Raw genomic sequence first — 12,263 nt, 5'->3', positions numbered from 1 at the left:
AAGAAAGAGTTAAGAAAAACCTATCAACACGTTGATTGATAGGGTAGGATGATTGGCTTCATTTAAGATAGTAATTGATTTCAACTGATCTAGATGCCTATCGAGTAATTGTATAAGTTTCACTTCATTTTTTGATCTTTTTAATCATCAAATCAACTCCCAGCAAAACAACTATAACAATCGAAAGATAAGCAAGCATGAAGTGATTCGATAGATGTTCCCCACTCGCATTTTGCAAGATAATCCCATAAGATTCTTTGTAGTTCGTAATTACTGTAGACGGTGCATGATCAAAGACTTTACTAATTGCATCTTTCATTAAAATCTGTTTTAGTAGTGCATTCACTTGTGTCAAAGGGAACCAGGACATGACCTGTTGCAAGCTTTCTCCTACGGATCCAATCGAAAGATAAACACCTGAAATGAATCCGATAAAAGTTCCAACTATTGTACTCAAAGTTGTAAAGGCTGAACTGGTTCGAATAAAAGCTAAAATTGGAAGAATAATAGTTGCAGCTAGTACAGTTCCCATTGAAACAACTCCTAAAATAGATAAGTAATCCATCGTTGAAAAGTCAAGAAGAGAACTGAATCCATTAAACATACCAATTGCAAAGATACAAGAGAACATGGTCATAATAATCCCAAATAAAATCGCAAAGATCGCATACGATAGTTCAATTTTAAAGTTAGAAATTGGACTGACTTTAAAATCTTCACTCAACTTCTTTTCTCTATCCGAAACCATTACTCCAAATGCACCAAGAGTACTGGTCATTGAGATAATGGTCGTTAAACCTGAGATTAGCCAATAATTGACCATCTGGATGGTATCCGTAGAGGCGGTATCACTATTCAGAGCCTCCTTGATGGCATCAATCTGAATTTGTCCTAAAAAGACTTGATAAACCAAGATCAAGATGATGACTGATAAGAAGGACATAAAGAAAGCTAATCGATCTCGTGTATAGACTTTCCGATTTCTAGAAATTAATTCAAGCATCCCCTTCTCCTCCTTTAGATTTTAGTAAATTCAAATAAGCTGCTTCTAAATTTGAATATTCAACATTAAATGTTTCAATAATTGATTTTCCTTGATTTTCTGCAATAATTTCCATCATCTCTTCAACGGAAACATCCTTACATACGACTTCTGCCTCCGAAAGGATCTGACACTTCTTTACAAATTTAGATACAGATAACGATTTTACTGATTGACCAGGTTTTAAAGTGAGATTCAGGTTAGTGGTTGAATGCTGTTTAATAAAATTGGCAATATCTCCTGAATAATACAGGTTCCCTTCAATTAAAACATTTAAAATATCACAAGCAGCCATCTCTTCTAAATAGTGTGTAATTAGAACGACAGTCATATTATCTTTCTTATTCAACTGATTAATTGCATCCCATAAATCATGACGAGATTGTGGATCTAAACCAGTTGTCGGCTCATCTAACAACAGTAAAGACGGTTGTGGCAATAACGCTCGGGCAATATCTACTTTTCGTTTTTGTCCTCCTGATAAACTGCCATAGTTTTTCTTTTTAAGAGTGGCTACATCCAAATAGGATTGCAGATCTCTAATACGCGTTTGTACTTGTGATTTTGATAAGCCGTACAAGGCTCCACGCGAAATCAAATTTTCCTCTACCGTTAAGTTATCATCTAGACGATTGCTTTGAAATACAATACCGATATGTCGATAAAAATCTTTCGTTGACAATGATTTTCCATCTACTTCCCAAAAAATCTCTCCTGAACTTGGCTTGAAATTCTGAATCAACAAATTAAAAAGCGTTGTTTTTCCAGCCCCATTCGGTCCAAGAAGTCCATAAAATTTACCTTCCTCAAGAACTAAATCAATTCCTTTCAAAGCCTCAAAGGAACCATAGCTTTTCTTTACATTGTGTAATCTAATTTCCATTTTCTGACACCAAGATCCTTTTTTCTTTCCTTGTACTCTCAGTATATCCAATTTCTATCCTCTAACGTGAGGACATTCATGTCCAGTCTAACCATCATTTTCACCAAAAAAACCTGTGAAGATTCACAGGTTTTCAATATTCATTTTATATTTTTTTGAGAACAACAGACGAAAGGATAAATACTTCACTATACCTCAGTGTAGTTTAGACCTTTTTTGGCAAGGTCCTCTTTCCACTCTTCTTGCATGTTTCTCTTCACTAGATCCTCAGATAACAAATCAGCCATCAAGCATACTTTTTGATAATCATTTTTTGCTTTTTCTAAGTCATCTTCTATAAATAAAGCAACTTTCCAATTTAAAGCATAAACAAAAATATTATCCTGAAAATCATGTCTCTTTGTCATAATATCATTTAAGGCTTTAACAATGTCTGGCAATCTGTCGTATATCCCATAATGGGCTAACACACCTGCAGCTGAGATAAGAGTGTTTTGTAGTATTTCCAACTCTGATAAGGGGAAATAATCTATCGCAAGTAGGATTTTCTCTACTAAGTGTATAAATTCATCTTGATCAAAGGCTCCCAAAGCCAAAGAAAGCAAGCGCAATTTGATAATCTCCACATCGTTGAGACTTAACTCTTTTTTCTTCATGGCTTGCTCTAGATACTCATCTAATAAACCTTGATCAAAAGAAGGATTTTTGGATCCAATCATATCAACCGTGGCTTGGGCGACCTGGACAGACAGTTTTTCTTCCTCTGGCAGGTTATCAAAATAGTTTTCGTAAATATCCTCAATAATTTCTTCATGCCGATGAAGACGATCTTGATCTCCATAATGGTATAACGTTCGTAGTTGATATTTCAGGTTCAGATATTCTGCAGGCAATTCCAAACTAGTTTGATTCGTTAGCGTATCTAGGGAGACACCTAGTTGTTCAGCAATATACTTCGCTGTTGCAATCGTTGGCAAAGACTGACCCTTTTCAATTCGCTGGAGTTGGCGCGTCGTTAATAGGTCCTCAATACCACAGATTGCTTGTCTACTTAATCCCTTACTTTCACGTAGAGTTTGTACTTTTTGTCCTAGTTCTGTTTTAAAATCCATCATACAAGCTCCTTTTCTTCTGATTTCATTATAGCACATATTGAAGTTGAAGGGTTTTGAACCTTTTCCAGCACTAAATGAAAAATCGGAAATGAAGAATGCCGTCAGAAACATCTGCATCTGATGGAGTTCCACACTTCCGAAAATAAAACTAGTCAGTCATTTACTGAAATAATCGGGTTCTATCCTACTTAGATATCAGAATCCTCAAAAACTTACTCTTCAAATCCATTCTGCTGGCTCAACTCACGGAACCAATGGCCCGATTTTTTCAGGCGTCTTTCTTGAGTGGCTAGGTCTAATTCGACGAGACCGTAGCGGTTTTTATAACCATTGAGCCAAGACCAGCAGTCAATAAAGGTCCACATGAGGTAGCCCTTACAGTTGGCCCCTTCTTGAATAGCCCGGTGCAACTCACGCAAGTGGTCTTTGACGAAGTCAATCCGGTAGTCATCTTGGATTTCCCCATTTTGACGGAATTTTTCTTCCCCTTCAACTCCCATTCCATTCTCTGTTAGGAGCCACTCGATGTTGCCATAATTTTCTTTGATGTTTTGCGCAATGTCATATAAGCCCTGCTCATAGATTTCCCAGCCTCTGTGTGGGTTGATCTTTCTTCCTGGCATGACATAGGGTTCGTAGAATTGCTCAACTAGCATAGGAGACTCTGGGTTTGGCGCATAACGAGGCGCAGAGACCCGCATTGGTTGGTAATAGTTGACCCCTAAGAAGTCAACTGTATGTTCTTTTATCAGCCCTAAGTCACTTGAATCTACTTCTGGCAAGAGATCGCGCTCTCGCAGAATCTCTACCAACTCTGATGGGTAAGTCCCAAGCACAGACGGATCAAGAAAAGACTTGGCTTGGAAGAGTTCAGCGATTCGTGCTGCCTTGACATCTGCTGGATGTTGGCTCCGCGGATAGGCTGGCGTCAAGTTCAACACTACTCCGATTCGATAGTTTGGATCCACCTCATGGCAAACCTTAACAGCAAGGCTACTTGCCAACTGAGTATGGTAGGCGACTTTGACTGCTGCAGTAGCATCCACCTTATGTGGGTAGTGGGCATCATAAAAATAGCCAAACTCTACAGGAACAATGGGCTCATTAAAGGTAATCCACTGATCGACCAAGTCCCCATAGGTTTCAAAGCAGAAACGAGCGTAGTCGCGATAGGCGTAGACCGTCTCCTTGTTCTCCCAACCATCTCCTTGTTCTTGCAAGGTAAAAGGAAGATCAAAGTGATAAAGATTGACCATCAAATGAATGCCTTTGGACTTGATGCGTTCAAATACTTGGCGGTAAAAGGCCACTCCTACTGGATTGACTTCTCCACGACCCTCAGGGAAAATCCGAGACCATTGGATAGAAGTCCGAAAGGCGGTATGCCCAGTCTCGACTAGAAGCTCAATGTCTTCTTCCCAATTTTCATAAAAGGTCGAAGTTAAACCGGGGCCTTCTTGAAAACGAAAGCGATGAGGCTCTACTTGGTACCAGTAGTCCCAGAGGTTGTCACCCTTACCATCTCCGGTAAAACGCCCTTCTGTCTGTGGGCCAGATGTCGATGTCCCCCATAAAAAATCTTTTGGAAACTTAATCATGTGTTTATCCTCTCTCATTGTCTTCCTCTCTATTATACTCCCTTTCAGCGCGGTTCCTAGAGACTATTTTCAGTCATTTTTACGCAGATTATAGAAAAACACGCTAGCTATCAAAAGACCCGATTTCTAGCGTGTTTTGTTTCCATTATAATTGATTGACGACATAATCAAAGAGAGCCTTGTCTCCCTCGCTTATCTGGTAACGCAGTTCCGGATGCCACTGAACCCCTAAAAAGGCTGTCCCGTAGGATGATTGAACCGCTTCGATAATCTGATCTTCGGGGCTAACAGCAATCACTTCTAGATGAGGGGCTAAATCCTTGATCCCTTGATGGTGGTAGGAATTGATCTGACCAACTTCTCCGAACAAGTCTCGCAAAATGGTCCCCTCGACAGTTTCGATTGAATGACTGGCTTCGCTAGCAGGATTTTCCTGCCAGTGGTGGTCGATATCTTGGTAAAGCGTCCCACCCATAGCTACATTGTATAGTTGCATACCTCGGCAAACCGTAAAGATAGGCTTCTTAGCAGCTACCGCTTCCTTGATCAAAGCCAACTCGAAAAGGTCGCGCTCGAGCAAGTAATCATCGCTGACAATCTCCTTCTCTGCTCCATAAAACTGAGGAGAAACATGCTGACCACCTGTGATAATCAACTTGTCAATCAAGGAAATATAGTGGCCAGCCGTTGTAGGATCTCCAATTGGAAGGATCAGAGGGATGCCCCCTGCTTCTTGAACTCCCTGGACAAAGCCTGTCGGTGTATAGCTGAGGTACATTCCTTCTTCTTCACGAAAAGGGCGTTGATTACCCGTTATCCCAATCACTGGTTTCTTCATTGCTCGTTCTCCAATCTCTTCATAGCTAATATAGTTCCTTATTTTATCACACTCTGAAGACGACTTTCAACTTTTTTCATGTATTTTCAAATAATGAGAGTTTTTCCAGAATTTTTACGAATAATATATGTGAAGAATCAATTTTCTTCAAAGAAAGGAGAAAATATATGAACACAATTTCTATTCATTCTGATGACATACTATCAGATCATGAACTAGCCACTATTCAAGGGGGATTTATCCCAGCTGTAGTTGCAGGGGTAGCTACATGGAAAATTGCCACAGCTGCTGTCGGTAGTATCGGACTAGTTTTTGCTGCTGGAGTAGGTCTAGGATATCTAGCCAACCGTCCATAGGTATGAACGATGAAAAAAAGACACCTATTCCACATCATCACGATATCTACTTTACTTTTGTCTAGGATCTTTTTAGCAGTTCTACAAATCCTACACGACCTTCATTATCTCACACTCCCTTTTGAAACTTCCGGAGTGAGTGACTTACTTTCTTGGATTCTTATTATTTGGATCCTGAGCATGGCATATAGAGAACTCAGAAAGGAGAAAAGCAATGAATAATCTACAACTTTTAACCACTGAAGAATTGGAAAACACCCGGGGCGGTATTGGCCTAGCTGAAATCGTAGCTATTTCAGGAGTTGCAAACTTTTTCGTTTCCGTCTTTAATGCAGGTTATAAATTTGGGGCTGACTTGGCCCGACGTCGTTAAAAAGAAAAGAGTTGAAAAGAGAGTGGGACAGAAATCGGTCATTCGTTAGAATTCGATTTCGTCGTCCCACCTCCGCACAGTTGAGTCGGGCTGTAAAAGCTGATGAAATCAGCCTAGTAGAGTCCACTCAACCACTGCGTCTTGCTCGACAATCCAAAGACAATTAAGAGGCTAGGACTTTTGTCCCAGCCTCTTTTAACCTTATTTCACAACAATATTAACCAATTTATTTGGTACACTAATCACTTTCACGATTTCTTTGCCATCGATTTCTGCTTTAACTTTTTCGTCAGCCAGAGCGACTTCTTGCAATTCTTCGCGTGAAAGGTCTTTCGCAACCATGAGTTTGGCACGGACTTTACCTTTGATTTGGACGACGATTTCAATTTCGTCTTCAACTAATTTGCTTTCGTCCCATGTTGGCCAAGCTACGTAAGAGATGGACTCACCTGTTGCCGCCACTGTTTGCCAGAGTTCTTCTGCCAAGTGAGGCGCAACTGGGGCAAGCAATTGGATAAAGCCTTTGGCATAATCCACATAGAGTTTGTCTTCCTTGTTAGCGGCATTGACAAAGACCATGAGTTGGGCAATGGCTGTATTGAATTTCATCGACTCGATTTGCTCTGTGACAGATTTAACAGTTTCGTTATAAACCTTGTCCAGAGCACCATTGTTTTCCGCAACGATTTCTTTGCTTGTAATCAAACGGTAAACACGGTCGAGGAATTTACGGCTTCCTTCCAAGCCTTCTTCTGACCAAGCGATGGAAGCGTCAAGTGGTCCCATGAACATTTCATAGACACGAAGAGTATCGGCACCGTATTGTTCCACCACATCGTCTGGGTTAACCACATTCTTGAGGGATTTCGACATCTTGGCTGGTGCTTGTTCCAACTCTTCTCCTGTTTCCACATGGAAGAAGGAACCGTCACGTTTTTCAACCTTGTCAGTCGCTACAAGAGCCCCACGGTGGTCACGGTAGCTAGTCCCCAAGATCATACCTTGGTTAAAGAGTTTTTGGAATGGCTCCTTAGTTGGAACGACACCGATATCATAGAGGAATTTATGCCAGAAACGAGCGTAAAGCAAGTGAAGAACGGCGTGTTCTGCACCACCCACGTAGATATCGACTGGCAACCATTGTTTGAGAAGGTCCTCATCAGCCAATTTCTCTGTGTTGTGTGGGTCGATATAGCGGAGATAGTACCAACTTGAACCAGCCCATTGTGGCATGGTGTTGGTCTCACGACGACCTTTGACGCCATCTTCACGAGTCACTTCCAGCCAGTCTGTCAAGTTAGCCAATGGGCTTTCACCAGTACCTGAAGGGCGGATGTCCTTGGTGACTGGCAAGACAAGAGGGAGTTCATTTTCAGGAACAGCTGTTGAAGTCCCATCTTCCCAATGGATGATTGGGATTGGTTCACCCCAGTAACGTTGACGGCTAAAGAGCCAGTCACGAAGACGGTAAGTGATTTTTTCTTGACCAAAGCCTTTTTCTTCCAACCAAGCGACAATTTTAGCAATCGCTTCTTCTTTGTTAAGCCCGTTCAAGAAATCAGAATTGACGTGAAGACCATCTTCTGTGTAGGCAGCTTCTGCTACGTTTCCACCTTCAAGCACTTCTACGATTGGAAGGTCAAACTGTTTGGCAAATTCCCAGTCACGCTCATCGTGGGCAGGTACGGCCATAACAGCACCTGTTCCATAGCTAGCAAGAACATAGTCCGCAATCCAGATTGGGATTTCTTTACCGTTAACAGGGTTTACAGCATAAGCTCCAGTCCAAACCCCTGTTTTTTCCTTGGCAAGGTCGGTACGAGCCAAATCTGACTTGAGGCTGGCTTGGTGTTTGTAGTCAGCCACAGCCTCAGCTTGTTCAGGACTTGTGATAGCATCTACTAGTTCATGCTCAGGCGCTAAAACAGTGAAGGTCGCACCAAAAAGGGTATCTGGACGTGTCGTAAAGACGGTGAATTCCTTATCTGTACCTTTCACTTTGAAGGTGACATTGGCACCAGTTGATTTCCCAATCCAGTTGCGTTGCATGTCCTTGATAGATTCTGGCCAATCCAGGTCATCCAAGTCATTGAGCAAGCGCTCCGCATAGGCAGTGATCTTGAGCATCCATTGGCGCATTGGTTTGCGGACAACTGGATAGCCACCACGCTCAGATGTTCCATCTGGAAGGACTTCTTCGTTAGCGATGGCTGTTCCTAGTTCCTCAACCCAGTTTACTGGCACTTCAGCTTCATAAGCCAAACCTTTTTCGTAAAGTTTAGTGAAGATCCATTGCGTCCACTTGTAGTAGTTCGGATCTGTCGTATTGACTTCACGGTCCCAGTCGTAAGAGAAGCCAAGCGCATTGATTTGGCGTTTGAAGTTGGCAATATTTTCTGCTGTGAATTCTGCTGGGTCATTCCCTGTATCCATGGCATATTGCTCAGCAGGCAAACCAAAAGCATCCCATCCCATTGGGTGAAGGACATTGTAGCCTTGGGCACGTTTGAAACGGCTAAGGATATCTGTTGCCGTATAACCTTCTGGGTGTCCTACGTGAAGACCCGCTCCAGATGGGTAAGGGAACATGTCAAGCGCATAAAACTTAGGTTTTGAAGCGTCTGTTCCTGTCTTAAAGGTGTGATGGTCAGCCCAGTGTTTCTGCCACTTAGGCTCGATTTCTTTATGATTGTAAAAACTCATGCTGTCTCTCCAATTTTCGTGATGCTCCTATTATACCATTTTTAGGGGATTTTTAAAGGTTCTATCCACCAAAAAGAGGCTGGGACAAAGTCCTAGCCTCTCAATTGTCTGCGGAGGTGGGACGACGAAATCAAATTCTAACGAATTACCGATTTCTGTCCCACTCTCTTCCCTGTTCAATATACAATCGCTCTTAAACTCCTAGTCTTCTACGTGACTTTCTAGTTCTTTTTGAGCTTTCTTATTGGATTCTTCTTTTTCTTTCTTCCATTGTTCACGCGCTTCATCGTACTCCTTGGTTGTCAAAACTTTGTCTTGCAATTCCAAGTACTTGTAGTTGAAGGTTTGACCCTTGTGTCCTGTCCAAGCAAAGGCAGCTGTGTATGGAACTGTCTTACGAACACCTGGAGAGGCACCATCTGAATGAATCGGGATTAAGAGGGCACTATCAGTCAACCAAGCCTGAGCCTTAGCATATTTTTCATAGCGGTCATTGACATCTTTTGTTTCATTATGTGCATCTTCAATCAATTGATCGTATTCATCAAAACCAGCTTCTTTAGCAGCTGCGTTATTAGTACCAGCATCAAATCCGAAGTAAGAATTTGCATTTTCACCATTCTTAGAGTTTGTGATATCTAGGTAAGAAGATGGATCGGTATAGTCTGGACCCCAACCCAAGTTGTTGTTCAAATCCCAGTCTTGTTGAGAAGCATTTTCAGCAAAGTAGGTCACTCGATTAAGATCGTCCTCAGATACCATATTCAAGTCGATGACGACATTTTCTGCTCCTAGGGTAGATTCGATCGACTGTTTAAAGGATTGAGCTTGCTTGACTCCTTCTGTATAGGTGGATGAAACAGGGAGGTCCAAATGAATCGGGAACTCTACCCCTTGGCCTTGAAGAGCTTCTTTGGCCTTGGCAAACTCTTCCTTGGCCTTGGTTGGATTGTAAAGGGTATCTTTTCCATCTTCGACAGAAACACCTTTCCATTCATCACCATATTCTTCTAAGTTTTTCTCTACAGACTCACCGAAATCTTTGCCATCAATTTGAACAAAGTTTGGAGGAGTGAAGGTGTTGCGGATGACCTTGTCTGCAGATGCTTCCCCATTGGCTTGCGCTACATAGGCCTTGCGGTTGAAGGCAAACATAATGGCTTGACGGAAGTCTTTATTCAAGATTGCTTTCTTGGTTGAGCTCTTTTGAGCATCTGTAGTTTTAGTCGTAATCTCATAAGCTTGACGGTCAATGTTGAAAGACAAGTTATAAGTAGAGGATCCTTGGTCACTGAAGACAATGTCATCTTTGTGTTTCTTCTCTACACTCTTATAGTTAGAGCCATTTGGGAAGACACGGGCAAAGGTATAGTCTCCGTTATCAAATCCACGGATCAAAGATTCTGAATCTTGTCCATCATAATAGGTCAGCTTAACCTTAGAAATTTTTACATTATCAGCATCCCAATAGGTTGGGTTCTTTTCAAGCGTCACAACAGATTTAGAGGTGATAGCTTTAATCAAATAAGGACCACAATAAAGAATACTAGAAGGGTTCGTACCTTGACCGTAGTCATCTCCCTTAGAATCTAAGAATTCTTTATTGACTGGCATCAAAATGCCCATGGTGGTTTTTGAATTCCAGAAACTTTCTGGTTGGTTCAAGGTGTATTGAACCGTATAGTCATCGACAGCTTTGATACCAACTGTTGAGAAGTCTTTGGTTTTCCCTGAGACATAATCATCCAACCCTTTGATAGATTGTTGGACGAGATAGAGGGCCGAAGATTTCTTGTCCGCTGCGTGCTGAAGCCCCGTCACAAAGTCTTGGGCCTTAACTTCTCCGAATTCTTCCCCTTCAGCGGTCACCCATTTAACCCCTTTACGAAGTTTATAGGTATAGGTCAGACCATCTTTTGAAACAGTCCAATCCTTAGCAAGAGATGGGATTAAGTTGCCGTATTTGTCAACTTCTAACAAACCATCCACAGCATTACCTGTAAATTCTGAAGTTGACCGTTTATTAGAGAGTGAATAATCCAAAGTATCCGGATCTTGCGTATATACATAACTAAAGACCTGGTTGTCCGAACTTGAAGATTTCCCTCCTTGTGAGCAGGCTACCAGTGCGCTTACAGACAAAAGCAGAGCGCCGGTGGCTAAGAGTAGCTTCCCTTTTTTCATATGGATCACCTCTGTATAAAATGTTATTCTTCATATTAAATTATAGCACTTTACGGAAAAATGTAAACGCTTAACTGTATAATATTTCAAAAGTTAGAAAAAATAGTTGTTTTGACTGCATGCAAAAAAGCAGTTTTGACTGCTTCTTTGATGATGGATAAAGGCCCCTGCCACTCCTTCCCCTTACTTAAATCCCACTGACCAGGAGGGATAAGAGGGTAAGGAAGCTATTCCAAGAGGCATGCTGAAGGATAGCCCAGTAAATCGATTTGGTATAACGCAAGACCGCACAAAATAGCAGGCCCGGTACCAAGTAGACGATAAAGCTTGGCAAATCCCAGCCATGCTGCCAGACATGCGAGAGGCTGAACAAGGAGGCCGAAACAAGCATATCCAGCTTATACTTCTGATAAGGTGCCAAAGCCGTCATGACCAAATCACGAAAAACTAGCTCTTCCACAATGGGAGCCAGCAAGCAGGCATAGACATAGCGTATCAACACCAAGGCCCAGCCTGACAAATCACTAGATATTTCTGCAAGGGCTATGGAATTCTTAGTGGGCGGAAATACCGCTGCAGAAAACATATCCCATAAAAAGTGAGCAAGAAAAACAAGCACAAACACCGCCAAATAGGAAGCTTTAAAGGTGAATTTCCCGTACAAGTCCCAGCGACGACTCTTTACCAAGAGTGTAACGGCTACCCCCCCAATCAATCCTATCAACAAGAGGAGCAAGCCATAATAAGAATCATCCGATAGGTGGCCCACTAAATCCGTTGGGAGTCCCACGTTAAAAAGCGCAAAATTGATGCAGAGAATTCCAATTGTCGCTAGTTGAAACAATCTGTCTGTCTTACTCATTGCATTTACCCTTTCATTTAATCCTTTCTACCGAGTTCCAATCTGCCTTAAGATCTAACTCTCAGAACACTTCATCCTAGAACTCTATCATGTCTTAAATACGAGCGAGCGGTGGTCGCTTCACAAATCCAGGACGTCCAATCTCAATCTTATCTGACTGACCTTGAACCACATTTGGGCGAGAACCTCCTCCTCCTACAATCTGTGCCAATTCTTTTTGACTACATTCTGTCATTTCATTTCCTCCAATTTGTATTTGTAACGCTACCTCCTGAGTCTATCAAAGATTGGAGCCTTTGCCTTTTCTTT

General features: G+C 41.8%; 11 protein-coding genes. 2 read left to right on the top strand and 9 right to left on the bottom strand.

From position 1 onward, the window contains the following. Nucleotides 1–124 precede the first annotated feature (124 nt). The 5 genes from EAI95_RS08325 to EAI95_RS08305 form a co-directional block, all read right to left on the bottom strand. Nucleotides 125–1,003, bottom strand: a complete 879-nt coding sequence (locus EAI95_RS08325; RefSeq protein WP_129822703.1) for an ABC transporter permease — start codon at nucleotides 1,001–1,003, stop codon at nucleotides 125–127. After that, the gene (locus EAI95_RS08320) at nucleotides 996–1,925 is read right to left on the bottom strand and encodes an ABC transporter ATP-binding protein (protein ID WP_129822702.1); all 930 of its coding nucleotides are present in this window, start codon (nucleotides 1,923–1,925) and stop codon (nucleotides 996–998) included. The genes EAI95_RS08325 and EAI95_RS08320 overlap by 8 nt, the downstream gene beginning before the upstream one ends. A gap of 188 nt (nucleotides 1,926–2,113) precedes the next feature. Further along, entirely contained in the window at nucleotides 2,114–3,040 is a 927-nt protein-coding gene (locus EAI95_RS08315; protein ID WP_238662906.1) for an XRE family transcriptional regulator, read from the bottom strand. 212 nt (nucleotides 3,041–3,252) lie between these two features. Beyond that, nucleotides 3,253–4,638: a glycoside hydrolase family 1 protein gene (locus EAI95_RS08310; RefSeq protein ID WP_173018623.1), complete on the bottom strand. Its 1,386-nt coding sequence runs from the start codon at nucleotides 4,636–4,638 to the stop codon at nucleotides 3,253–3,255. A 145-nt stretch (nucleotides 4,639–4,783) separates the two neighbouring features. Continuing rightward, nucleotides 4,784–5,476, bottom strand: a complete 693-nt coding sequence (locus tag EAI95_RS08305; RefSeq protein ID WP_023022135.1) for a gamma-glutamyl-gamma-aminobutyrate hydrolase family protein — start codon at nucleotides 5,474–5,476, stop codon at nucleotides 4,784–4,786. Nucleotides 5,477–5,643: 167 nt separating this feature from the next. Here EAI95_RS08305 and EAI95_RS08300 point away from each other — a divergent pair, with 167 nt between their 5' ends. Next, on the top strand, nucleotides 5,644–5,832 hold the full coding sequence (locus EAI95_RS08300; protein ID WP_023022134.1) for a class IIb bacteriocin, lactobin A/cerein 7B family: 189 nt from the start codon (nucleotides 5,644–5,646) through the stop codon (nucleotides 5,830–5,832). Nucleotides 5,833–6,046: 214 nt separating this feature from the next. After that, nucleotides 6,047–6,205, top strand: coding sequence for a class IIb bacteriocin, lactobin A/cerein 7B family (locus EAI95_RS08295; RefSeq protein ID WP_023022132.1), 159 nt, complete (start codon nucleotides 6,047–6,049; stop codon nucleotides 6,203–6,205). A 201-nt stretch (nucleotides 6,206–6,406) separates the two neighbouring features. On the opposite strand, the gene leuS is transcribed toward EAI95_RS08295, so the two are convergent. The 4 genes from leuS to EAI95_RS08265 form a co-directional block, all read right to left on the bottom strand. Continuing rightward, nucleotides 6,407–8,908 carry a leucine--tRNA ligase gene (gene leuS / locus EAI95_RS08285; protein ID WP_129822700.1) on the bottom strand — a complete coding sequence of 834 codons (2,502 nt, stop codon included), beginning with the start codon at nucleotides 8,906–8,908 and terminating at the stop codon, nucleotides 6,407–6,409. A 201-nt stretch (nucleotides 8,909–9,109) separates the two neighbouring features. Then, on the bottom strand, nucleotides 9,110–11,092 hold the full coding sequence (locus EAI95_RS08275) for a peptide ABC transporter substrate-binding protein (protein ID WP_006595054.1): 1,983 nt from the start codon (nucleotides 11,090–11,092) through the stop codon (nucleotides 9,110–9,112). Between the two features lie 187 nt (nucleotides 11,093–11,279). Continuing rightward, complete coding sequence (locus EAI95_RS08270) at nucleotides 11,280–11,954, bottom strand: type II CAAX endopeptidase family protein (protein ID WP_006595055.1); 675 nt, start codon at nucleotides 11,952–11,954, stop codon at nucleotides 11,280–11,282. A gap of 94 nt (nucleotides 11,955–12,048) precedes the next feature. After that, complete coding sequence (locus EAI95_RS08265) at nucleotides 12,049–12,189, bottom strand: bacteriocin (RefSeq protein ID WP_006595056.1); 141 nt, start codon at nucleotides 12,187–12,189, stop codon at nucleotides 12,049–12,051. Between the last annotated feature and the right edge of the window lie 74 nt (nucleotides 12,190–12,263).

It is taken from the genome of Streptococcus sp. bf_0095, from assembly GCF_004166885.1.
Classification (GTDB): Bacteria; Bacillota; Bacilli; order Lactobacillales; family Streptococcaceae; genus Streptococcus.
Note: the sequence above shows the minus strand (reverse complement) of the source record. Positions and strands in the feature narration are given on the sequence as shown.